The following is a 24692-nucleotide window of genomic DNA, read 5'->3' on the forward strand; positions in this document are numbered from 1 at the left end:
TGACTTACGATGGCCGTTGCGGCGAGGCCTCACCTCGTCGTGCCCTCGCACCCGACCGTGCCAGGCCCGACCGGCAAGGAGACCACCCCAAGTGTCCGTCTTCAACAAGCTCATGCGTGCAGGCGAAGGCAAGCTCCTGCGCAAGCTGCACCGTATCGCGGGCCAGGTCAACTCCATCGAAGAGGATTTCGTCCATCTCTCCGACGCCGAGCTGAGGGCGCTGACCGACGAGTACAAGGCGCGGTTCGCCGACGGCGAAAGCCTGGACGACCTGCTCCCGGAGGCCTTCGCGACGGTCCGTGAGGCGGCCAAGCGCGTCCTCGGCCAGCGGCACTACGACGTCCAGATGATGGGCGGGGCCGCGCTGCACTTCGGCCATGTCGCGGAGATGAAGACCGGTGAGGGCAAGACCCTCGTCGGCACCCTCCCCGCCTATCTCAACGCGCTCTCCGGCGACGGTGTCCACCTGATCACGGTCAACGACTACCTCGCCGAGCGCGACTCCGAGATGATGGGCCGGGTCCACAAGTTCCTGGGCCTGTCCGTGGGCTGCATCCTCGCCAACATGTCGCCCGCGCAGCGCCGCGAGCAGTACAACTGCGACATCACGTACGGCACCAACAACGAGTTCGGCTTCGACTACCTGCGCGACAACATGGCGTGGTCGAAGGACGAGTTGGTGCAGCGCGGGCACAACTTCGCGATCGTCGACGAGGTCGACTCGATCCTCGTGGACGAGGCCCGTACGCCGCTCATCATCTCCGGCCCCGCCGACCAGGCCACCAAGTGGTACGCGGACTTCGCCAAGCTGGCCACGCGGCTCACCAAGGGCGAGCCCGCCAACCCCCAGCGCGGCATCGAGGAGACCGGCGACTACGAGGTCGACGAGAAGAAGCGCACCGTCGGCATCCACGAGGCCGGTGTCAGCAAGGTCGAGGACTGGCTGGGCATCGACAACCTCTACGAGTCGGTCAACACCCCGCTCGTCGGTTACCTCAACAACGCCATCAAGGCGAAGGAACTCTTCAAGAAGGACAAGGACTACGTCGTCATCGACGGCGAGGTCATGATCGTCGACGAGCACACCGGCCGTATCCTCGCCGGCCGCCGCTACAACGAGGGCATGCACCAGGCGATCGAGGCCAAGGAGGGGGTGGACATCAAGGACGAGAACCAGACGCTCGCCACGATCACCCTCCAGAACTTCTTCCGCCTGTACAACAAGCTCTCCGGCATGACCGGTACCGCCATGACCGAGGCGGCCGAGTTCCACCAGATCTACAAGCTCGGCGTGGTGCCCATCCCGACGAACCGCCCGATGATCCGGCTCGACCAGTCGGACCTGATCTACCGCACCGAGGTCGCCAAGTTCGACGCGGTCGTCGAGGACCTCGTCGAGCGGCACGAGAAGGGCCAGCCGGTTCTCGTCGGCACCACCTCCGTGGAGAAGTCCGAGTACCTCTCCCAGCAGCTCAGCAAGCGCGGTGTGCCGCACGAGGTGCTCAACGCCAAGCAGCACGACCGGGAGGCGACGATCGTCGCCCAGGCCGGCCGCAAGGGCTCCGTCACCGTCGCCACGAACATGGCGGGCCGCGGTACGGACATCAAGCTTGGCGGCAACCCGGACGACCTCGCCGAGGCGGAGCTGCGCCAGCGCGGGCTGGACCCGGTGGAGCACCCCGAGGAGTGGGCCCAGGCGCTGCCCGCGGCCATGGAGAAGGCCGAGGCGGCCGTCAAGGCGGAGTTCGACGAGGTCGTGGGCCTCGGCGGGCTGTACGTGCTGGGCACCGAGCGGCACGAGTCCCGCCGTATCGACAACCAGCTGCGCGGCCGCTCCGGCCGTCAGGGCGACCCGGGCGAGTCCCGCTTCTACCTCTCGCTGGGTGACGACCTGATGCGGCTGTTCAAGGCGCAGATGGTCGAGCGCGTCATGGCGATGGCCAACGTCCCCGACGACGTGCCGATCGAGAACAAGATGGTCACCCGCGCCATCGCCTCCGCCCAGTCGCAGGTCGAGCAGCAGAACTTCGAGACCCGCAAGAACGTCCTGAAGTACGACGAGGTCCTCAACCGGCAGCGCGAGGTCATCTACGGCGAGCGCCGCCGGGTCCTGGAGGGCGAGGATCTGCAGGAGCAGATCAAGCACTTCATGGACGACACGATCGACGCCTACATCCACGCGGAGACGGTCGAGGGCTTCGCCGAGGACTGGGACCTGGAGCGGCTGTGGAGCGCCTTCAAGCAGCTCTACCCGGTCAAGGTCACCATCGAGGACCTGGAGGACGCGGCCGGCGACCGGCTCGGGATCACCGCGGAGTTCATCTCCGAGATGATCAAGGAGGACATCCACGAGCAGTACGCGGCCCGCGAGGAGCAGCTCGGCTCCGAGATCATGCGGGAGCTGGAACGGCGCGTGGTGCTGTCGGTCCTGGACCGCAAGTGGCGTGAGCACCTCTACGAGATGGACTACCTCCAGGAGGGCATCGGCCTGCGCGCGATGGCCCAGAAGGACCCGCTGGTCGAGTACCAGCGGGAGGGTTACGACATGTTCACCGCCATGATGGACGGCATCAAGGAGGAGTCCGTCGGCTACCTGTTCAACCTGGAGGTCCAGGTCGAGCAGCAGGTCGAGGAGGTTCCGGTGCAGGAGCGGCCCGAGGCGGAGGGCAGGCCCTCGCTCGCCAAGGAGCCGCAGCCCGTCCCCGCGGTGTCCGGAGCCGCCCCCCGCCCCGAGATCCGCGCCAAGGGCCTGGAGGCGCCGCAGCGTCCGGACCGGCTGCACTTCTCCGCCCCCACGGTGGACGGTGAGGGCGGTGTGGTCGAGGGCGACTTCACCAACGACGGGCCCGCCCGTTCCGAGTCGGACGGGATGACCCGCGCCGAGCGCCGCAAGGCCCAGAAGGGCCGCCGCCGCAAGAAGTGACGCCGCCGCCCCGCCGTGCGGGGCGGGCACACCGGGGCCGGGCACCGTGAGGTGTCCGGCCCCGGCCCGTGTCCGGCGGGCTCCCGGCCCTCTTACCGGCGTGCTCCCGCCGTCTCCCGGCCCGCGCCTCAGGTCCCCATTCCGCCGCGCGCGGCCGGGACGCCGGGTTCGGGGCCCAGTTCCACGGCGGAGCAGCGCCAGCGGCCGTCGCGGCCGTGCTCCAGCCGGAAGGCCAGCGCCTGCACCCGGTCGCCGGTGAGGACGCGCGCGTAGGCCTCGATGACGCCCGGACGCGGCCGGTACTCGTCGCAGCGGCCGACGACGGGGACCGGCCGGGTGCCCCGGACGGAGGTCCGGGGCGGGGCGAGCGGTGCCCGCGGTGCGAGCCGTACCAGCTGTTCGTAGGCCGGGCCCGCGGTGTGGCCGAGCATCCAGTGGACCGGGCGCTGTCCGCTGAGGGTCAGCAGCAGGCGGTCCGCGAACCAGTAGCGGGGCAGCAGTTCGCGTTCCCGCCGCCGGCGGGCCGTCACCCCCGGAACGGTGCCCGTGGGGGCGGGGCCGCGCGGATCGCGCCGGGCCGGCGGGCCGCTCCGTCCCCGGCCCGGGCCCGTCGGGCGGCGTCCCGTTCCGGCCGTACCGATCCTGTCCATACCGATGCCCCGTTCTGTCGGCGCCCGGCTTCTACCGGGCGGTAACTTCGCTCCGCCGAGACTTCTAACGGCCGCGGGGAGCGGTGCGCAACCGCGCGAACCGGCGGGACCGGAGCGCGCGGAGATTCACCTATCAGAGTGAGTGCACGCTGCTGAGCTGGGACTTTGCCGTCCCGTCGAAGCCGGAAAGGGGCTGGAGGGCGGTCTGCGGCGGGCCGCCCCGGCAATCCGAAAGAGGACGCCGCCCGTATGCTGGCCGCACCGTCAGCCAGTGCCCCAGGAGAAACGGCAGCCATGCGCGTCTATGTCCCCACCACCCTGCCCGGACTCGCCGAGGCCCGGCGGGCGGGCGAACTGGGCCCTGCCCCGCTGGACGCCTACGCCGTCACGCCCGCGCTGCGCGAGTGGTACGTCTCCGAGGACGTCGAGGAACTGGAGTACGCGGCGCTGAGCCGGGCCGCGCAGGCCTCGCTGAGGCTGCTCGCCATCGACCCCCGGGCGCCCCGCCGCAGGCTCGTGGTGGCCGTGGACGTCCCCGACGGCCTCGTCACCGCGGACCCGGACCGGGCCCTGGACTCCGCCGCCGTGGGCGAGGTGCGCGTCCGGGCGGCCGTACCGCTGACGAAGGCGGCGGCCGTCCACATCGACGCGGAGGACGCCGAGCCGGACGTGGCGGCGGCCGCCGCCGCCCTGGGCGCGGCCGACCGGGGGGACGAGGACGCGCGGTTCACGGTGGACGGCGCCGAGGACCACGAACTGCTCTGGTACGCCACCCAGGAGATCGAGCACCTGCTGGACTGACGGGTCCGGGTGCCGGGTCCGGGTTCCGGGGCCCAGGGGGACGGGGAGCGGAGCGGAGCCAGAGCCGGAAACGGCGGGCCGACGGCCGCGCCGGGCCGGCGCCGGCTCGCGGTGACGGGGCGGGGCGGCCGGGCGGCCGGTTGACCGGTTGGCCGGAAACCCCCTGGCCCGGGGCCGTTTCCGGTGCCCGGCCGCCGCGTTGTCGGTGCCCGCCGCTACCGTCGGGGCATGGGACAGCGGACGGCCCACATCGTGTGGGACTGGAACGGCACTCTCTTCCACGACATCGAGGCCGTGATCGAGGCGACGAACGCCTCGTTCGCGGAGTTCGGCCTGGAGCCGATCACCCTGGAGCGGTACCGGGAGCTGTACTGCGTGCCCGTGCCCCGCTTCTACGAGCGGCTGATGGGGCGGCTGCCCACCGACACCGAGTGGGAGAGGATGGACGCGGTCTTCCACCGGCACTACTGGGCCCGCGCGGGGAGCGCCGGGCTGACCCCCGGTGCCAAGGAGCTGCTGAACCGCCGCCGGGCCGACGGGCACACCCAGTCGCTGTGCTCCCTCGCCCCGCACGAGCACCTGGTGCCGATCGTGCGGAACCACGGCATCGAGGAGCACTTCACCCGCGTGGACGGCCGCCGGGGCCCCTCCCATGTGGGCAAGGCCGAGCAGATGGTGAGCCATCTCACGTCGCTGGGCGCGATACCGGCCGACCGTGTCGTGGTGATCGGTGACGCGCTGGACGACGCCGTGGCGGCCCGCCACATCGGGGCGCGGGCCGTGCTCTACACCGGTGGATCGCACAGCCGGGGCAGTCTGGAGCAGGCCGGGGTGCCGGTCGTGGACACGCTCGACGAGGCGGTGGAGGCGGCCGAGGCCCTGGTCGGCTGAGCGGGCCGGGAGCCGGCCGGCGCACCGGCCCGGCCTGCCGCCGGGGCGGGTGAACCCCCTGAACGGGCGTACGGATCGTACGGGTTGGGCCGGTACGGTCCCGTGCGCCCGCGTGCGCCGGGGCGGGGGTCCCGCCGGCCTCGGCGCTGCCCGCGGTATGCGCCGTCCAACCCACCGGCCGGGGTCGGGCGGCCGTCCCGAATGCCCCCGGTGACCCCCGCTGTCACTGTCCACAACGTCAAATTTCGCCCCGGTCTTCTGAATAATCGGCTGATGACCCAGCCCGTGTGCGGAGCGATAGCCTGGGGCCGTGATCTGCGCGATATCCCGCGGGGGCAGCGCCGCCCCCTCGTCCGGCCGTCGCCATCGGGGCCCGAACCCGTGGCGCGGGCCGGCGGCGGTACCGCGCCCCCCGGTGCGCCGCGGCGATGCCCGCGGCGCCGGATCGCGGCAGCGGCCCCAGCGGCCGACCATGGCCGGTAACGGACCGGTCCTCTCTTATCCCGGCATCAGGCCGGACGCGACGCGATCCTCCGTGTTCCCCGCGTCGCGGCACACCGTCACCCTCACCCACGTCACGCAACGGCGCGCGACAGGAGCCTGAACGACATGCAGAACAAGCTGGACGAAGCCAAGGCCGAGCTGCTCGCCCGAGCAGCCCGGGTCGCCGAGAAGAGCCCGGCCGGAGGCGGACAGCCGGCCGGTTTCCACCGCGACGGAATCCTCGACGAGGAGGCCCTCCGCGCCTACCTCCAGCGCTACTACCGGCACACCGCGGCGGAGGACCTGGTCGACCGCGACCCGGTCGACGTCCTCGGCGCGGCCCTCTCCCACCTCCGGCTCGCCGAGAACCGCCCGCAGGGCAAGGCGAACGTCCGGGTGTACACCCCCACCGTCGAGGAGAACGGCTGGACGTGCAGCCACTCCGTGGTGGAGGTGGTCACGGACGACATGCCCTTCCTGGTCGACTCCGTCACCAACGAGCTGTCCCGCCAGGGCCGCGGCATCCACGTCGTCGTCCACCCGCTGGTGCCCGTCCGCCGCGACGTCACCGGCACGCTGATCGAGGTCCTCGACCCGGGCCGGGCGCCCGGCGAGCGCACGCTCGACGCGCTCTCCGAGTCCTGGATCCACGTCGAGATCGACCGCGAGACCGACCGCGCCGACCTCAAGCAGATCACCGCCGATCTGCGCCGGGTCCTCTCCGACGTCCGGGAGACCGTCGAGGACTGGGAGAAGATGCACGGCGCCGCGCTGCGCCTCGCGGACGACCTCCACACCGAGCCGATCTCCGAGGACGTGCCCCCGCAGGACGTCGAGGAGGCCCGGGAACTGCTCCGCTGGCTGGCCGCCGACCACTTCACCTTCCTCGGCTACCGCGAGTACGAGCTGACGTCCGTGCCCGGCGAGAGCGGTGGCGAGGAGGACGCGCTGCGCGCGGTCCCGGGCACCGGGCTCGGCATCCTCCGCTCCGACCCGAACCACCGGCGCGACAGTGAGGGCAGGCCGGTCTCGTCCTCGTTCAGCCGGCTGCCGGCCGACGCCCGGGCCAAGGCCCGTGAGCACCGGCTGCTGGTGCTGACCAAGGCGAACAGCCGGGCCACCGTGCACCGCCCCTCCTACCTCGACTACATCGGGGTCAAGAAGTTCGACAGCCACGGCAACGTCATCGGTGAGCGCCGCTTCCTCGGCCTCTTCTCCTCCGCCGCGTACACCGAGTCGGTCACCCGCGTGCCGGTGGTCCGCCGCAAGGTGGCCGAGGTGCTCTCCGGCGCGGGCGTGGACGCCGACAGCCACGACGGCCGCGACCTGCTGCAGATCCTGGAGACCTACCCGCGGGACGAGCTGTTCCAGACCCCGGTCGGCCAGCTCCGCTCCATCGCCACCAGCGTGCTCTACCTCCAGGAGCGCCGCCGGCTCCGCCTCTACCTGCGCCAGGAGGAGTACGGCCGCTACTACTCGGCCCTGGTCTACCTGCCGCGGGACCGCTTCAACACCACCGTCCGGCTGCGGCTGATCGACATCCTCAAGGAGGAACTGGGCGGCACCAGCGTCGACTTCACCGCCTGGAACACAGAATCGATTCTGTCCCGGCTGCACTTCGTCATCCGGGTCCCGCAGGGCACGGAGCTCCCCGACCTGACGGAGGCCGACGCCGAGCGGATCGAGGCACGCCTGGCCGAGGCCGCCCGCTCCTGGACCGACGGCTTCTCCGAGGCGCTCCACGCCGAACTGGGCGAGGAGTACGCCGCCGAGCTCGCCCGGCGCTACGGCGACGCCTTCCCCGAGGGCTACAAGGCCGACCACTCGCCGCGCAGCGCCGTCTCCGACCTCCAGCACCTGGAGAAACTCACCCCGGGTGAGCGGGACTTCGCGCTCAGCCTGTACGAGCCGGTGGGCGCCGCCCCGGGCGAACGCCGTTTCAAGATCTACCGCACCGGTGAGCAGGTCTCGCTGTCCGCGGTGCTGCCCGTGCTCCAGCGGCTGGGCGTCGAGGTCGTCGACGAACGCCCGTACGAGCTGCGCTGCGCCGACCGCACCACCGCCTGGATCTACGACTTCGGGCTGCGGATGCCGAAGACCGACGGCGACTACCTCGGCGACGACGCCCGCGACCGCTTCCAGGAGGCGTTCGCCGCCGTCTGGAAGGACGAGGCCGAGAACGACGGCTTCAACGCGCTGGTGCTGAGCGCCGGACTGACCTGGCGGCAGGCCATGGTGCTGCGCGCCTACGCGAAGTACCTGCGGCAGGCGGGCTCGACGTTCAGCCAGGAGTACATGGAGGACACCCTCCGCCACAACGTCCACACCACCCGGCTGCTCGTCAGCCTGTTCGAGGCCCGGATGGCCCCGGAACGGCAGCGGGCCGGCCGCGAGCTCACCGACGGGCTGCTGGAGGAACTGGAGGGCGCCCTCGACCAGGTGGCGAGCCTGGACGAGGACCGCATCCTGCGCTCCTTCCTCACCGTCATCAACGCCACGTTGCGCACCAACCACTTCCAGCATGCGGATGGTGGAAGCGGCAAGGGGGGCCGGCAGGCGGATGGTGGAAGCGGCAAGGGGGGCCGGCAGGCGGAGGGTGGACGCGGCGAGCGGGATGCGGACACCGGCCGCCGCTGGCACGGCTACGTCTCCTTCAAGCTCGACCCGCAGGCCATCCCCGATCTGCCGGCACCCCGCCCCGCGTACGAGATCTGGGTCTACTCGCCCCGCGTCGAGGGCGTCCACCTCCGCTTCGGCAAGGTGGCCCGCGGCGGGCTGCGCTGGTCCGACCGGCGCGAGGACTTCCGCACCGAGATCCTCGGCCTGGTCAAGGCGCAGATGGTGAAGAACACCGTCATCGTGCCGGTCGGCGCCAAGGGCGGCTTCGTCGGCAAGCGGCTGCCGGACCCGGCCGTGGACCGCGACGCCTGGCTGGCCGAGGGCATCGCCTGCTACAAGACTTTCATCTCCGGTCTGCTCGACATCACCGACAACCTCGTCGGCGGCGAGGTGGTCCACCCCGAGGACGTCGTCCGGCACGACGGGGACGACACCTACCTCGTCGTCGCCGCCGACAAGGGCACCGCGTCGTTCTCCGACATCGCCAACGAGGTCGCCACCGCCTACGGCTTCTGGCTCGGCGACGCCTTCGCCTCCGGCGGCTCCGCGGGCTACGACCACAAGGGCATGGGCATCACCGCCCGCGGCGCGTGGGAGTCCGTCAAGCGGCACTTCCGCGAGCTGGGCCACGACACCCAGACGGAGGACTTCACGGTCGTCGGCGTCGGCGACATGTCCGGGGACGTCTTCGGCAACGGCATGCTGCTCAGCGAGCACATCCGCCTCGTCGCGGCCTTCGACCACCGGCACATCTTCCTCGACCCGGACCCGGATGCCGCCGTCTCCTACGCCGAGCGGCGCCGCCTCTTCGAACTGCCGCGCAGCTCCTGGGCGGACTACGACACCTCCCTGCTCTCGCCCGGCGGCGGGATCCATCCGCGCTCCGCGAAGTCCGTCCCCGTGAACGCGCACATCCGGGAGGCGCTCGGGATCGAGGCGGGGATCACCAAGATGACCCCGGCCGAGCTGATGAAGGCCATCCTCAGCGCACCCGTCGACCTGCTGTGGAACGGCGGCATCGGCACGTACGTCAAGGCGGCCTCGGAGAGCAACGCGGATGTCGGCGACAAGGCCAACGACGCCATCCGCGTCGACGGCCGGGACGTGCGGGCCAAGGTGATCGGCGAGGGGGGCAACCTCGGCGCGACCCAGCTCGGCCGGATCGAGTTCGCCATTCACGGCGGCCCGGACGGCACCGGCGGACACGTCAACACCGACGCGATCGACAACAGCGCCGGGGTGGACACCTCCGACCACGAGGTGAACATCAAGATCCTGCTCAACGCGGTCGTCGCCAACGGCGACATGACCGTCAAACAGCGCAACAAGCTGCTCGCCGAGATGACCGACGAGGTCGGCGCCCTGGTACTGCGCAACAACTACGCGCAGAACGTCGCGCTCGCCAACGCCGTGACCCAGGCGCCCAGCCTGCTCCACGCCCACCAGCGCGCCATCCGCCGGCTGGAACGCACCGGCGACCTGGACCGGGCGCTGGAGTTCCTGCCCGCCGACCGGCAGATCAAGGAACGGCTGGCGAACAGCCGCGGCCTCACCCAGCCGGAACTGGCCGTGCTGCTCGCCTATGACAAGATCACCGCGGCCGAGGAGCTGATCGGCACCGATCTCCCGGACGACCCGTACCTCCAGCGGCTGCTGCACGCCTACTTCCCGCAGGCGCTGCGGGAGCGGTTCCCGGAGCAGATCGACGGGCACGCGCTGCGCCGCGAGATCGTGACCACCGTGCTGGTCAACGACACGGTCAACAGCGCCGGCACCACTTTTCTGCACCGGATGCGGGAGGAGACCGGAGCCTCGACGGCGGAGGTCGTCCGGGCGCAGACCTCAGCCCGCGCGATCTTCGGCCTGGGTTCCGTCTGGGATGCGGTGGAGGCGCTGGACAACCGTGTCCCGGCGGTCGTCCAGACCCGGATCCGGCTGCACTCGCGGCGGCTGGTGGAGCGCGGCAGCCGCTGGCTGCTCAACAACCGCCCGCAGCCGCTGGAGATCGCCGAGACGATCGACTTCTTCGGCGAGCGGGTGGAGGCCGTCTGGTCCCAGCTCCCCAAGCTGCTCAGGGGCGCGGACCTGGAGTGGTACCAGGCCAACCTGGACGACCTGACCGCCGCGGGGGTACCGGGCGAGCTGGCCGCGCGGGTGGCGGGCTTCTCGTCGGCGTTCCCGACGCTGGACATCGTGGCGATCGCGGACCGCAACGACAAGACGCCGCTGGACGTCGCCGAGGTGTACTACGACCTCGCGGACCGGCTGCGGATCAGCCGGCTGATGGACCGGATCATCGAACTGCCGCGCTCCGACCGGTGGCAGTCGATGGCCCGCGCCGCCATCCGCGAGGATCTCTTCGCGGCGCACGCGGCGCTCACGGCCGATGTGCTCGCGGCCGGCAACGGCACCTCGACGCCCGAACAGCGTTTCGACGCCTGGCAGCGGAAGAACAGTGCGATCCTGGCCCGCGCGCGGGCCACGCTCGATGAGATCCACGGCTCGGACTCGTTCGATCTGGCCAATCTCTCCGTGGCGATGCGCACCATGCGGACGCTGCTGCGCGCACACCGCTGACGGGGGTGTCGCGGACGGGGCCCGGCTCCGCAGCGTGGGGGCGGTCCGGCTCGCGCCGGGCCGCCCCGCGCGGCGTTTCCGGGGCCGCGCCCGGTCCGTGCGGGGTCGTGCGGGCCGGTGCGGGGCGCCGTGCCCGTTCCGTTCCCCCGCGCGGATCTGCCCGGCTCTCCGTACGATGGGACGGCGGATGATCCCGTTCTGTCCGTGTCCGGCCCGTCCGGAAGGCAGGGATGAGCATGACGACCGGAGAGGGAAGGCGGACCCCGGACGTCTCGGTGATCGTGATCGTTTACAACGACGCCGACCGCCTCCCGGCCGCCGTGCGGTCCGTCCTCGCGCAGACGCTGCACGCCGTCGAGGTCGTGATCGTGGACGACCACAGCACCGACGGCTCCCACGAGACGGCCCGCCGCCTGGCCGCCGCCGACCCGGACCGGGTGCGCGTCTGCCGGCTCCCCGCGAACAGCGGTGGCTGCAGCGCCCCCCGCAACCGCGGTATCGAGGAGGCCCGGGCACCCTGGCTGATGTTCCTGGACAGCGACGACGAGCTGCCCCGGCACGCCTGCAAGTCCCTGCTGCTCACCGCCGAGCGGACCGGTGCGGACTTCGTCACCGGCGAGGTGACCCGGCTCTACGAGGAGTCCGGCACCACCGGTCTGTGGTACCCGGACCTCTTCGCGGACGAACGGGTCGTCGAGGGCATCCGGGAGGCCCCGGAGTTCTTCTTCGACCACCTCTCCACCAACAAGCTCTACGCGGCCGGCTTCATCGCCCGCCACCGGCTGCGCTTCCCCGAGGGCATCCACTACGAGGACCAGCTCTTCTCCGCCCGCGCCTTCACCCTGGCCCGCCGGTTCGCCGTGGTCCCGTGGCCCGTCTACACCTGGCGCCTGGCGGCCGACCCGGCCCGGCCGTCGATCTCCTCCAGCCGCCACCGCATCCGTAACGTCGTCGACCGGATCGCCGTGGCCCGGATGATCGACGCCTTTCTGGCGGAGAGTGGCAACGCCGATCTGCGCCCCGCGAAGGACCGGAAGTTCCTCCATCACGACTTCCGCCTCTATCTCGGAGACCTGGCTTTCCGCGGTCCCGGGTGGACCGCGCGCTTCGCCGCCGAGACCGTCCCCTACCTGGACGGCCTCGCCCCGGAGGCGGTCGCGTCGCTCCCGCGCGACGAGCGCGTCTGTCTGCGGCTGCTCCGCGAGGGCCGGTACGCGGAGGTGCGGCAGTGCGCCCGGGGGCTCGGACGGCCGGGCATCGCGCCGCGCCACGCGGTACGGGACGGCGCCGGGCGGACGTACTGGGGCGCGCGGCTCCCGGACGCGGGGACGGACGCGGCCGCCGACCTGGACATCACCGAGTGGCGGCTGACGGAACAGCCGTTCGGCGGCGGCCGGATACGCCACGAGGCCGAGGACCTGGCCCCCGACGGGCCGCTGCTCCGGCTGCGCCTGCGCACCCACGACCCGGCGGGGCTGCTCACGGACACCGCGGGAACGCCGGGCCGGGAGGACGGGCTGACGGCCGAGCTGTGGCTGAGCGCCGGCGGACCGCCGCTGAAGGTCCCCTTCCGCTACCGGCGGGCGGAGCCGGACGAGCCCGGAACGGCCGTCGCAGCCGCCCCTTCCGGCACCACCGGCACCACCGGCACCACTGGCGGCGAGTACACCGCCGAGATCGCCCTCGACCCGCGCCGTATCCCGCTGCGGGCCAAGGGCTTCGCCGGCCGCCGCCACCCGGTGGTCGTCCTCACCCGGCACGGCCTCAGCCGCCGGGACCCGCTGCTGGCCCCGCTCGATCTGCGTCCCCTGCGGACGGCGCTGCCCCGGGCCGGACCGCTCGGCGGCCACGAGCTCCGCGTCGTCTGCGAGGACCGCGGCGCCGGGCGGCTGGAGTTCCGCTGGCGGCGTGGAGGCGCGCTCCGCCTGGCGGCCGAGGTGGCGCCCCGGCTGGGCCCGGTCCACCGCGAGGCCCGGCGGCTGCTGCGGCGGCTGTCGGGTCCCCGGCTGAAGGCCATGGTGGAGCGTGAGCTGTGGCGGCTCCCGGTCGACCGGCACCTGGTGCTCTTCGAGGCGATGGAGGGCGCCGGTTACGCCGACAGCCCCCGTTACATCCACGAGGAGCTGGTGCGGCGCGGGCTGCCGTACCGGAGCGTGTGGTCGTACGCGGGGGACCGCTCGTCCTTCCCGCCCGGGGTGCCGCTCGTCCGGCGCGGCAGCTGGGCGTACGTCCGTACGCTCGCCCGGGCCGGGTTCTGGGTGGACTCGCACGGCATCCCCTCCGTCTACGCCAAGCGCCCGGAGACCCGCTATCTGCAGACCTGGCACGGCCAGGCGCTGAAGCACATGGGCTTCGACACCCCCGAACTGCGGCTGGGCGGCGAGGAGCGGCGGCGCATCCACCGGGACATGGTGGCCCGCTGGGACGTCCTGATCGCGCCCAGCGAGGAGTTCGAGCGCACGTTCGTCCGGGCCAACGGCTACACCGGTGAGCTGCTGCGCTGCGGACTGCCCCGCAACGACGTCCTGGTGCGCTGGAACGAACCCGCGCAGCGGGCCCGGGCGGCCGCGGCCCGCGACCGGCTGCAGATCCCGGACGGCCACCGGGTGCTGCTCTACGCGCCGACCTTCCGGGACGGCCTGCGGGGCAGCGGCGACTCGATCCGGGTGGACCTGGCGGAGCTGGCCGAGGGGCTGGGCGAGGAGTGGACCGTGGTGGTCCGCCCGCACGCCTACGACCGGTTCGCCGTGCCGCCGGAACTCGGGCACGCGGTCCGGGACGGACGGGGCTTCACCGACGTCAACGACCTGCTGCTGGCCTCCGACGCGCTGGTGACGGACTACTCCTCCCTGATGTTCGACTACGCGGCCCTGGGACGGCCGATCCTGCTCTTCACCGACGACTACGAGGAGTACAGCGGCGGCTCGCGCGGAACGTACTACGACCTGCCGGACATCGCTCCCGGGCCGATGCTCGGGACCACCGCGGAACTGGTGGCGGCGGTACGGGACCTGGACCGGGTGACCGGGGAGTGGGCCGCGGCGTACGCCCGCTTCCGGGCGAAGTTCGCCTCCCGGGAGACCGGACAGGAGAGCAAGGCCGTGGTCGACCGGTTCTTCGAGGGGGGCGCACCGTGAGCGGCGGCGCGGGTGCCGGCGCACACAGCGGCGCACATGGGGGCGCACGCGCCGGAGCCCGCGCGGCGGCCGGGGCGCGCACCGTCTTCCTCGTGGGCATCGACGTCGACTCGATGGGCGGCTCGCAACGCGTCCTGCACACCCTCGCACAAGGGTTCGGGGAGCGCGGGCACCGCACGGAGCTGATCGGCATCCGGCCGAGCCCGGAGCCGTACCGCTACCACACCGACCCCGCCTACCGGCACACCACGCTCTACCCCGCCCCCGCGGCGCCCCTCCGCCCGGCCCGCAGTCTCACCGAACGCCTCGGCCCCACCCGGCTGCTGGAGAGCCGGGCGCGCCGCGCGGAGCGCGACCGGGCCCGGGAACGGCTGGCCGCCCGGTTCGCCACCGCCGGCCGGGGCTACGTCATCATCGGCTCGCCCTGGGCCGTGGACTGGCTGTCCGCCGTCGACCGGCCGCACCTCAAGGGCATCGGCCAGTACCACGAGTCGTTCGCGCAGGCACGCGCCTCGGCGAACCTCCGGCTGATCCTGCGGCACTACCCGGAGCTGGAGAAGTCCCTCTTCCTCAGTGAGGGCGACGCCGCCGACTTCCGCCGGCAGCGGCTGCCGAACGCCGCCGTGATGCCCAACCCGCTGCCCTTCACGGCCCCCGCGCCCGCCCCGCTCGACACCCGGCGGATCGGCGCCGTCGGCAGGCTGGAGGAGATCAAGCGGCTGGACCGGCTGATCGACGCCTTCGCGGAAATCGCGCCCGGCCGGCCCGGCTGGGAGCTGCACCTCTTCGGCGACGGGCCGCTGGAACCGGAGTTGCGCGGGCGGGCCGCCCGGCTCGGCTGCGGGGAGCGGGTCGTCTTCCGGGGCAGCGTGCGCGATGTGGCCGCCGCCTACCGGGAGCTGTCCGTGCTGGCGCTCACCAGCGAGCGCGAGGGGCGCCCGATGGCCGTGGCGGAGGCGGCCGCCTGCGGGGTGCCCGCCGTGAGCTTCGACCTCTCGGCCGGGGTGCGGGAACTGGTCGCCGACGGCCGCACCGGCAGGCTGGTGCGCCCCGGCGACCAGGAGGCGTTCACCGCCGCGCTGCGCGAACTGGTGGCGGACGACGCGCTGCGGGAGCGTTTCGGGCGCGCGGCACGGGAGCACGTCGCCCCGATCGCGCTGCCGGCGGTGCTCGACCGCTGGGAAGCCCTGTTCGACGAGATCGACCGCTGAACGGACGGCGAAGGAGCCGTAGGCGAAGCCGGCACGGGGAGCGGGGCGGGACTCACCACCGCTCGGCCAGCCCCCGCCGCAGCGCCCGGCCGGCGATACGGAGCGCGCTGCGCGGCCCGCGCGCCACCCGCAGCGCGAGTGAGCCGCCCGCCGCCTCGAACGGGTGCACCAGCAGCAGACCGTTCAGGCCGGCCGCCACACCGCGGCGCGGCAGCGGACCGGCGGCCCGCACGCCGGTGTAGAGGGAACCGCCGTCCGCACAGTGGATCCTGACCCGGACGTCCCAGATCTCCGGCGTTCCGCCGCGCCCGCCGGCGGAGGCGGCCGGTCCGGCGGTGCCCGGGGCGTCCAGGCCGAGCAGGACCTCGGCCGTCCAGGACGGGGCCGCGGTGTCGTCCCGGGTGAGGAGGGCGTTCCGGGCCAGTCCCAGACGGCCGTCGTCGCGGTGGCGCAGCTCGACGTCCACGGTGACCGGGCCCCCGGCGGCCATCAGCCGTCCGTACAGCTCGTGGACGCGCAGGACGAGCCGCAGCCGGGTCCGGGTGAGGCCGAGGGCGCCGGTGCTCCCGTCCCCGCTCCGGACACCGCTTCCGCTTCCGTTTCCGTCGCCGCGGCCTCTGCTGCCGGTGCCGCGCTCGTGCGCGCGGAGCGTGCCGTCGACCGTCACCGGCAGCCGGTGCAGGGGTGTCCCGTCCACCCGGTCGAGCAGGACGGCCGGCAGATCGATCGCCCACACCGGCCGGCCGTTGACCCGCGCGTACGGGGGCAGCAGCCGGGCCGGGTGGACGGCGAGCCCGGCCAGCCGCTCCACGTCGCGGGGGTGATCGGCGGCCGCGATCACCCGGGCGCTCCACCGGGCGGGCGCGCGGGCGGCGAGCAGGTCCTCCTCGCCGAACGACTCCAGATGCTCCCGGGTGAGGTCCCACCAGGCGAGACGGTGGTCCTCGTCTCGCCGGCCCAGTTCCCGCAGGTATATCCGCAGGTCGTGGTCGAGGAACTTCACCCGGGCGGCGTGGGCCAGCCGCCGCTGCCCGGCCAGTTGCAGGGTGTCCACGGCCAGCCGGTGCGCCGTCAGCCGGGCCCGCCAGCCGTCCACCCGGTTCCGGTCCAGCGAGATCGAGGGCCGGGCGGCGGTGCGGCGGACGTGCCAGATGTAGACGGTGTCGGGGATGACGGCGATCCGGGGGCGGGCGGCCAGCACCCGGGCGGTGAAGACGAAGTCCTCGTAACGGAACGGGCCTTCGGGGAAGGTGATGCCGTGCGCGGCGAGGAACGCCCGGTCGTACAGCTTGTTGACGCAGAGAGTGTCGCGGACCAGGCGCGGCTGCAGCTCCGGCGCGTCGTGGACCGCCTCGCCCAGGTAGAGAGCGCGCTGCCAGCGGGTGTCGCGCCGCAGCGGCAGTTCGCGCCGGAGGCAGGCGCCCGCGACGACCGGCGCCGCGTGCCGGAGGGCGGCCCTGAGGAGAGCGTCTGCGGCGCCCGGCGGCAGCACGTCGTCGCTGTCGAGGAACATCACGTACGGGGCGGTGGCCTGCCGCAGCCCGTCGTTGCGGGGGCTGCCGCAGCCGCCGCTGTTGACGGTCCGGTGCCGCACCCGCAGCCGGGGCTCGTGAGCCGCCATCCGGTCGAGGAGGGCACCGGTGCCGTCGGTGGAGGCGTCGTCCACGGCGATCACCTCGCGGACGGCGGGCCCCTGCGCGAGGGCCGAGCCCACCGCCGTCCTGATGTGCGCCGCGTCGTTGTAGCCGATGACGATCACACTGATCTGCGCGGCGGGTACCGGCGGCGGCATATCGGCATCCATGGGGACAAAGTTATCCGCCGTGGTAGCGGATCCGGCTTGAGCGCGGCCGGTGGCGGCTCGTCGCCGGGCCTCAGGGGCGCGCGTTCGGGAGTGACGGCTGGGGACCGACCAGGAGTTCCCTCTCATGGGTCAGTGCGGACCGTGCAGAGAGGGGATGTGGCCGGATGGTACGGCGGGCGCCGCCGGCGAGCATGCTGCTTCCAGGGTGGCGGCGACGGCCTTGAAACGCGACCAGACGATCTTGCCGAACGGCTGGCGGCTCTCGACTCCCCAGGCATCGGCGAGCATCTCGACGAGCAGCAGCCCGCGGCCGGAGGCGTCCGCCGGGCCCGGGTGGTGGACGTGCGGCCGGTGACTGTCGCGGCGAAGGCTGCGGCTGTCGTGCACTTCGAGGTGTACGACATTGTCGTCGTTGCTCAGCATGACGAGGAAGCCGCGTCCGGGCTCCGTTCCATGGACGAGCGCGTTGGTGGCCAATTCGGAGACGCAGAGCCGGACATCGTCCGAGAGCCTGTCCAGTCCCCAGGACGACAAGGTGGCGGTGGTGAACTCGCGTGCCAGGCCGACGGACTGGGGCCTGGCGTCGAAGTACTTCTGTGTCCTCAGTTCGGACATGGCCGGATCTCACTTTCGGGTCGGGGTCCGCGCCGCGGTGGTGCATGCGGCCGGTGCCGTCGGCCAGACGTGGCACGGGAGTCAAGACTGATCCGCCCGGGTTGGCGCAGGTAGTGAGAGGTGCCCGCCCTCAATGGGCGGGTTCGACGCCCCCAGTGGGCGGTCGGTCCGCCCATGGCGGAGAGGTCTCATGGCGTGCCGTGGCAAGCCCGAACTCGTTGGCCATCACAGGCGGACCGACCTGACGCCGCCTTGTGCCCGAGGGGGAGTCGACCGGTGAGATCCCAAGTGAGACAGCAGCCCAGAGCGGTCCACGACGTGTCGTGCGGCAGATCACTGCGCGAGCGGACCCTGGGCCGGGCCGGGTCGCCCGATCCCGTGCCCCAGGCCCTGGCCGCGCAGGTGGCCGCCGAGATCGAGGACCACTGCGGCCACCGCCGTCTCAAATGCCGCTGCCTGGCCATGGGCTGGACGGTCGCCCAGGCTGTCGCCGCCGCCCACCAGTTGGTTGAGGATGAGTGCTTGGCCAAGGTGGGCCTCTCCGAACGCTCCTGGAAGGACTGGGAGGCCGGCCGACTGCCCAGCCCCGACTACCAGGATCTGCTGTGCCGCTTGTTCGCCACCGGCCCCGTCGAGTTGGGGTTCGCCCACGACTACTCATCCGCTCCTGCGACGGATGGATCCAGTCCGCTCTGGAGGGGGCACGGCCCGGATGGAACACTCTCCGAAAGGGAAGCAGCCCAAGCGGGTGCAGGCCCGCGGACCTTCACGGAGGTGGAGGCAACGAAGCGACGCGACGCGGTGAAACTCGCCGGACTGGCCATGGCCTCCCCGGCCGCCGCGGCAAGGATTCTTGATCAGGCCGCCGCCGAGGCCATGGAGTTCACCCGCCAGGCCGAGGCGACCTCACTCGGCTCGGGAACTCTGGATCACCTCGACCTTGCTGTCACCGAGTTCAACCGCGCGTACTCCCTGAAGCCGCCCAAGGCGGTCTTCGACGCGGTGATGGACTACCGGCGCAAGGTCGCCGCTCTCCTCGCGGGCCGACACACCCACCAACAGGAACGTGAACTGCTGACGTTCGCCGGCTGGTTGTCCGAGCTCTTGGCCTGGCTCGCGCACGACCTCGGAGACGCCCGCACCGGTCTGGCCTTCGCCACCGACGCGTTCGTCCACGGAGAGCAGGCCGGCCACGGCCGGCTGTGTGCATGGGCGATGGACGCCGCCGCCTCCATCAACCTGTATGAACAGAGGCCCGGAAAGGCGCGCAATGCTGCGCTTAAGGGTCTCAGCGGGGCAGCGGCACCCCATCCGCTGACCGTGCGGCTCCATGCCCAGGCCGCACGCGCTGCCGCCGCCGACGGTGACGCGGACGGCTTCACCACCGCTTTCCGAGCAGCCGAGGACGCCTATGGGATTCTGCCGCCGCGGTCACCCCGCCGCTTCGGCCTGGACGTACTGCCCCTGGCGGACTATGCGCTGACCTCCTACTCGGCGACCTCGTTCATCTGGCTCGGTCAGGCCGAACAGGCCCGGCAGTACGCTGAACAGGCTCTGGCAACCTACGAGTCGGCGCCTGAGGCCTCCCGGTCCCCGAGCCGCGAAGCCATCGCCCGCATCGACCTCGCCCTCGCCCATGCCCTCCTCGGTGACTCCGACGCCGCCGTCGCTCTCGGTCACCAAGCCCTCGACTCCACCCGCGTGGTCGACTCCGTCCGCCACCGGGCCGGTGACCTGACCGCGTTCCTGGCCCGCCGCCATCCCGGCCGGGAGGCCGTCGAGACTTTGCGTGAACGGCTGGTGGCAGTCGGCGCTGCCGCTCGCGCCGTCACAGCCCCAGCACAAGAACCCGAAGGAGGTGTCACGTGACCGGCATGTACCAGCCTGCCGAGTATTCCCTCGGCATTCGGAAGCCCTACTTCGACCTCATCGCGTCGGGCGCGAAGACCATCGAGGTGCGCGTCGGCTATCCCAAGATCCGCAGGATCACCGCCGGGGACATGCTGCGCATCACGTGCGCGGACCAGGCGCTGACCACCCGCGTCACCGCGGTGACGGAATACGACTCCTTCACCGCGATGCTGGACGCCGAGGACCCGGCCGTAATCGGCGGACCCGGCATGACCCGCGACCAGCTCCTCACCGCGATCCGGGACATCTACCCGCCCGATAAGGAAGCCCTCGGCGTCTTCGCCCTTCAGCTCACCCGCACCCGTGCGGGACACCCCGTCTCCGGCGACGGTGACCTGGGAGACACAGCGTGACGGACGACCAGCGGACGCTCACCGAGGACCAGCGGCGGCAGGCCGAGTTGCTCTGGGACTATCACCAGATGCACCACCAGGTCAGGCAGGTCGATGCCGCGATCGGGCTGGGCAGCCACGACCTTGGTGTACCCGCGTACTGCGCCCGCCTGTATCAGGCCGGGCTCTTCCCGACCCTGGTCTTCACCGGCGGCCCCAATCCCACCGTCCCGGAGCGGTTCCCCCGCGGTGAGGCCGTCCACTTCCGGGAGCACGCCATCGAACTCGGCGTTCCCGACGAGGCGATCCTGGTGGAGCCCAGGGCCCGCAACACCGGCCAGAACATCACGTTTTCCCGCGAGGTCCTGGCCGGTGCCGGGATCACGGTGAACAGCGTGATGCTGATCTCCATGCCCTACATGGAGCGGCGCTCCTTCGCCACGGCGCGCAAACTATGGCCGGAGGCTGAGGTGATCTGTGCTTCGGAGCCGCTGGTATTCGACGGCTACCTCAAGAGCATCGGCGACGAGAAGCTCGTCACCGACCAACTCGTCGGCGACCTCCAGCGGGTGATCGAGTATCCCCGGCTCGGGTTCGCCATCGAACAGGACGTCCCGGGGGACGTGCGTGCCGCTTTCGAGTCCCTCGTCCGCGACGGTTTCACCGGCCGCCTCATCCTCTGAGCTCCCGCCTGCGGACGGCCCCGCGGGCCCGCTTCCGCAGTGGGTACCGGAGCGGCCAGTACCCACTGCGGTGTACGGAGCGAGTGCCGCTACTTGACGGCGCCCGCCATCACTCCGTTGACGAACTGGCGCTGGAAGGCGAAGAAGACCGCCAGCGGGATCACCATCGAGACGAAGGCTCCCGATGCCAGGACGTCGATGTTGTTGCCGAACTGGCGTACCTGCTGCTGGAGCGCCACGGTGACCGGCGGTGAACCCGGGTCCGCGAAGATCAGCGCCACCAGCATGTCGTTCCAGACCCAGAGGAACTGGAAGATGCCCAGCGAGGCGATCGCGGGGCCGCCCAGCGGCAGCACGACCCGGGTGAAGAGCCGGATCTCGCCCGCTCCGTCCAGCCGTGCCGCCTCCAGCAGTTCGCGCGGGATCTCCGCGAAGAAGTTCCGCAGCAGGAAGACGGCGAACGGCAGGCCGAAGGCGACGTGGAAGAAGACCACACCCGCGAGCGTCTGGAAGAGCCCGAGGCTGTTGAAGAGCTTCGACACCGGGATCAGCGCCACCTGCACCGGCACCACCAGCAGGGCCACGACCGCCATGAACACCCAGTCCCGGCCCGGGAAGTCCAGCCAGGCGAAGGCGTAGCCGGCCAGCGCGCCGATGACGATGACGAGCACCGTGGACGGCACCGTGATCGCCACGGTCGTCCACAGCGAGGTGGTGATGTCCTCGTTCCCGAGCAGGTTGGCGTAGTTGTCCACGGTGAGCTGCGCGGGCTCGGTGAAGACCGTCCACCAGCCGCTGGTGGCGATGTCCGAGGTCTCGCGGAGCGAGGAGACCAGCAGGCCGATCGTCGGCGTCAGCCAGAACAGGGCGATCACCAGCAGCACGGCCTGCACCAGCCCGCCACTGGTACGGGCCGCCAGCCGCGCGACGAGCGAGGGCCTGGCCGGACCGGACGGCCCGGACGGCCCGCGCGGGCCCGGCGCGCTTCCCGTCTTCGCCACCGCCGGGCCGCTCCGCTCCGCCGAGCCCCCGGGGCCCGTATCCGTCGAGGCGCTCACGGGCGTCGCTCCCTTCGCATGCGGCGGATGTTGAAGGCCATCACCGGTACCACCAGCAACAGCAGGACCACGGCGATCGCACTGCCGACGCCCTGTTCGGCGTCGGTGCCGAAGGACAGCAGATACAGCTGGAGGGCGAGGACGTTGGCGTCGTTCTGCGTGGCCCCCGGCGCCAGGATGTAGACGAGGTCGAAGATCTTCAGCACGTTGATCATCAGGGTGACGGTCACCACCGCCAGCACCGGTGCCAGCAGCGGCACCGTCACCTTGCGGAAGACCTGCCACTCGTTGGCCCCGTCCACCCGGGCCGCCTCCATCAGCTCGCGTGGCACGCTCGCCAGCCCCGCCCCGATGAGGACCATCGCGAAACCGGCCCACATCCAGATGTAGCTGCCGATGATGGCGGGGGTGACGAGGTTGGGGCCGAGCCAGTTGATGCCGTTGTACGCCTCGGTGAAGTTCGAGCCGGGGAGCCGCAGCTGGGCCCCGGCCGCGCTCGCGGGCAGGCTGTACGTCCCGTCCTCGCCGGACTCGGCGCTCGCGACGACCTCGCCGTCCCGGACCGCCTCGACCTTCACCCCGGCCAGGGCCTTCTCGTCGCGGTCGATCACCCCTGCCTCGCCGCCCCCGCCGGGCGTGAAGTCGAGCCAGACGGTGCCGGTGACCTTGTCCCCGTCCGGCTCGGCGGCCACGGCCTCCGCCGCGTCCTTCGGTATCTCGGCCGGGGGGATGCCGACCAGCGGCAGCCCGGCCGGGTCCCCGGCCCGTACGGTCTCCTCGGTGGTGAAGGAGCCGCCGGCCGTCTTCTCGATGCCCGTGTTCGGCCGCGGCCGGGCGCCGGGATAGGCGGAGGACTCGGAGAAGGTGTCGTGGATGCCCGTCCACACCGCGTTGGCGACCCCGCGCTCCGGGTCCTGCTGGTAGACGAGCGTGAAGATGATGCCCGCCGCCAGCATGGAGATCGCCATCGGCATGAAGACGATCATCTTGAAGGCGGTGCCCCAGCGGACCCGCTCCGTCAGCACGGCGTAGATCAGGCCGAGTGCCGTGGAGACGGCCGGGGCGACGATCACCCAGACCAGGTTGTTCTTGAGCGCGGTGCGGGTGCCGGGGTCGGAGAACAGCTCGCCGTAGTTGTCCAGGCCGACGAAGGCGGTGCCCTCCGTGTCGAAGAAGCTCCGCACCACGGAGTACCCGATCGGGTAGACCACGAGCGCGGCCAGCAGCACGAGCGCGGGCAGCAGGAAGCACGCCGCGATCCAGGCCCGGGCGCCGGCCACGCCCTTCTTGGTGACGGGGGGCGGGGCGCCGGGTGTGGCGGCGCCCCCCGCGGTCGCTGTCGTCATCGGTCGCGGCCGCCCGTCAGTTCTTGTAGGCCTTGGCGGCTTCCGCTTCCAGCCGCTTCTGGGCACCGGCCACGTCGTCGGGGTTCTTGAGGAAGTCCTGGAGCGCCTTCCACTCGCCCTCGCCCTTGGTGCCGCCGAAGGAGGCAGGCGCCTGGTCGGACATGTCGAAGCGGAAGTCGTCGCCCGCGTCGACGAGGGCCTTGGCGATGTCCCGCTGGACGTCGTCCGGGTAGGCCTTGAGGTCCAGTTCCTTGTTGGGCGAGATGAAGCCGCCGGCCTTCGCCCAGATCTCGGCGGCGTCCGTGGAGGCGAGGAAGGTCAGCAGGGCCTGCGGGCCCTTGCCGTCCTTGAGCGCGACGGCCACGTCCCCGGCGCTGACCACCGGGGACTCCTCGCCCACGGCCGGGAACGGGAAGACCTTGGCGTCGGTGCCGATCTCCGCCTTGGTGTCCGAGGAGATGTTGACGGCCACGAAGTCGCCCTCGAAGACCATGGCGGCCTCCGGCGCGTCACCGCCGGCGAAGGTCTGGGTGACGGACTTCGGGAACTCGGTCTGCAGTGCGCCCTGCTGGCCGCCCGCGATCAGTGTCTTGTCGCCGAACAGCTCGCCGAGGGTCTCCAGCGCCTCCTTGACGGAGGGGTCGGTCCACTTGATCTTGTGCTCGGCGAGCTGGTCGTACTTCTCCGGGCCCGCCTGGGAGAGATAGACGTTCTCGAACCAGTCGGTGAGCGTCCAGCCGTCCGCGCCGCCGACGGAGACCGGCGCCACCCCCGAGTCGGAGATGGTGCGGGCGGTCCGGAGGAAGTCGTCCCAGGTGCCGGGCTCCTCCACGCCCGCGTTCTCGAAGGCCGCGGTGTTGTACCAGATGAGGGACTTGTTGGCGGCCTTGAAGTAGACGCCGTACTGCTTGCCCTCGTGGGCGCCGAGATCGCGCCAGCCCTGCGAGAAGTTCTTCTCCAGCTGCTCCTGCGCCTCCTCGCCGGCCGGCTTCAGCTCGCCCTGGGCCGCGAACTGCTTGAGCGCGCCGACCTGCGGGAGCAGCGCGATGTCCGGCGGCTGGCCTCCCTCGATCTTCGTGCCGAGGAAGGTGGAGATGGAGTCGCCGGTCGGGACGAACGAGACCTCGGCGCCGGTCCGCTTCTCGAACTCGTCCAGCACGGCCTTGAAGTTCTTCTGCTCCGCCCCCGTCCAGACGGCGGCCACCTGGAGCTTCTCCCCAGTGAGCTTCGGCAGGTCGACGGTGACGGCGCTCTTGCCCTCACCTCCGCTCTCGCCGTCCTTCCCGTCGTCTCCGCCTCCGCCGCAGCCCGCGGCGGTGAGCGCCAGCGCGCTCGCGGTGACGGCGGCCAGCACGGCCCGTGTGGTGCGTCGTGTGTGACTGCCTGCGGAGCGCGCTCCGCGTGCCGCTCCGTTCGCGGTGGTGAGAGTTGTGCGCATTGTGCCCGACCTCTCCTGGGTCCCGCGTGGGCCCCACCCGTGAACCCCCGTGAGGGGGCCGGCCCGTGTGCGGCGCCCGCAAGGCGGACGACCGCACGGGGCTCGTCCCGTACGTACTGTGCGACAGTCCTATGCCCCGGAGGAGAGCGGTCGCAATACCGGGACGGTGATCAACTGACCGATTGTGACCGGGCCGTGATGGGCAGTCAGACT

15 protein-coding genes are annotated in these 24692 nt (G+C 71.9%); 9 read left to right on the forward strand and 6 right to left on the reverse strand.

Annotated features, from left to right (window positions below; translation table 11 throughout):
• The first annotated feature begins 91 nt into the window (after positions 1–91).
• Positions 92–2923: a preprotein translocase subunit SecA gene (secA, locus tag LIX60_RS19515; protein WP_227959620.1), complete on the forward strand. Its 2832-nt coding sequence runs from the start codon at positions 92–94 to the stop codon at positions 2921–2923.
• 128 nt (positions 2924–3051) lie between these two features.
• Here secA and LIX60_RS19520 read toward each other — a convergent pair whose 3' ends face one another.
• Positions 3052–3453 carry an Rv3235 family protein gene (locus tag LIX60_RS19520; RefSeq protein ID WP_227959621.1) on the reverse strand — a complete coding sequence of 134 codons (402 nt, stop codon included), beginning with the start codon at positions 3451–3453 and terminating at the stop codon, positions 3052–3054.
• Positions 3454–3867: 414 nt separating this feature from the next.
• Here LIX60_RS19520 and LIX60_RS19525 point away from each other — a divergent pair, with 414 nt between their 5' ends.
• The 5 genes from LIX60_RS19525 (at position 3868) to LIX60_RS19545 (ending at position 15292) form a co-directional block, all read left to right on the forward strand.
• Positions 3868–4374 (forward strand): hypothetical protein, encoded by a 507-nt coding sequence (locus LIX60_RS19525; RefSeq protein WP_227959622.1) that lies wholly within the window; start codon positions 3868–3870, stop codon positions 4372–4374.
• A gap of 228 nt (positions 4375–4602) precedes the next feature.
• Positions 4603–5265, forward strand: coding sequence for an HAD family hydrolase (locus tag LIX60_RS19530; protein WP_227959623.1), 663 nt, complete (start codon positions 4603–4605; stop codon positions 5263–5265).
• A gap of 609 nt (positions 5266–5874) precedes the next feature.
• Entirely contained in the window at positions 5875–10944 is a 5070-nt protein-coding gene (locus LIX60_RS19535) for an NAD-glutamate dehydrogenase (RefSeq protein ID WP_227959624.1), read from the forward strand.
• Positions 10945–11180: 236 nt separating this feature from the next.
• A complete protein-coding gene (locus LIX60_RS19540) occupies positions 11181–14081 on the forward strand; it encodes a CDP-glycerol glycerophosphotransferase family protein (protein ID WP_227959625.1) in 2901 nt (966 codons plus the stop codon).
• A gap of 92 nt (positions 14082–14173) precedes the next feature.
• Positions 14174–15292, forward strand: a complete 1119-nt coding sequence (locus LIX60_RS19545; protein WP_227959626.1) for a glycosyltransferase — start codon at positions 14174–14176, stop codon at positions 15290–15292.
• Positions 15293–15344: 52 nt separating this feature from the next.
• Here LIX60_RS19545 and LIX60_RS19550 read toward each other — a convergent pair whose 3' ends face one another.
• On the reverse strand, positions 15345–17096 hold the full coding sequence (locus LIX60_RS19550; RefSeq protein ID WP_227959627.1) for a glycosyltransferase: 1752 nt from the start codon (positions 17094–17096) through the stop codon (positions 15345–15347).
• Between the two features lie 129 nt (positions 17097–17225).
• Positions 17226–17711: an ATP-binding protein gene (locus LIX60_RS19555; protein WP_227959628.1), complete on the reverse strand. Its 486-nt coding sequence runs from the start codon at positions 17709–17711 to the stop codon at positions 17226–17228.
• A gap of 288 nt (positions 17712–17999) precedes the next feature.
• Between LIX60_RS19555 and LIX60_RS19560 the strand changes: the two genes are divergently transcribed.
• The 3 genes from LIX60_RS19560 to LIX60_RS19570 are packed head-to-tail and all read left to right on the forward strand — an operon-like array spanning position 18000 to position 20637.
• Positions 18000–19580 (forward strand): tetratricopeptide repeat protein, encoded by a 1581-nt coding sequence (locus LIX60_RS19560; RefSeq protein ID WP_227959629.1) that lies wholly within the window; start codon positions 18000–18002, stop codon positions 19578–19580.
• A gap of 5 nt (positions 19581–19585) precedes the next feature.
• Positions 19586–19975 carry an ASCH domain-containing protein gene (locus tag LIX60_RS19565; protein WP_227962835.1) on the forward strand — a complete coding sequence of 130 codons (390 nt, stop codon included), beginning with the start codon at positions 19586–19588 and terminating at the stop codon, positions 19973–19975.
• Entirely contained in the window at positions 19972–20637 is a 666-nt protein-coding gene (locus LIX60_RS19570; protein WP_227959630.1) for a YdcF family protein, read from the forward strand. The genes LIX60_RS19565 and LIX60_RS19570 overlap by 4 nt, the downstream gene beginning before the upstream one ends.
• An 89-nt stretch (positions 20638–20726) precedes the next feature.
• Here LIX60_RS19570 and LIX60_RS19575 read toward each other — a convergent pair whose 3' ends face one another.
• The 3 genes from LIX60_RS19575 to LIX60_RS19585 are packed head-to-tail and all read right to left on the reverse strand — an operon-like array spanning position 20727 to position 24479.
• The gene (locus LIX60_RS19575) at positions 20727–21638 is read right to left on the reverse strand and encodes a carbohydrate ABC transporter permease (RefSeq protein ID WP_227962836.1); all 912 of its coding nucleotides are present in this window, start codon (positions 21636–21638) and stop codon (positions 20727–20729) included.
• A 53-nt stretch (positions 21639–21691) separates the two neighbouring features.
• Positions 21692–23041: a carbohydrate ABC transporter permease gene (locus LIX60_RS19580; protein ID WP_227959631.1), complete on the reverse strand. Its 1350-nt coding sequence runs from the start codon at positions 23039–23041 to the stop codon at positions 21692–21694.
• Between the two features lie 16 nt (positions 23042–23057).
• On the reverse strand, positions 23058–24479 hold the full coding sequence (locus LIX60_RS19585) for an ABC transporter substrate-binding protein (protein WP_227959632.1): 1422 nt from the start codon (positions 24477–24479) through the stop codon (positions 23058–23060).
• Positions 24480–24692 lie beyond the last annotated feature (213 nt).

This window comes from Streptomyces sp. S07_1.15 (assembly GCF_020739505.1).
In the GTDB taxonomy this organism is placed as follows: Bacteria; Actinomycetota; Actinomycetes; order Streptomycetales; family Streptomycetaceae; genus Streptomyces; species Streptomyces xinghaiensis.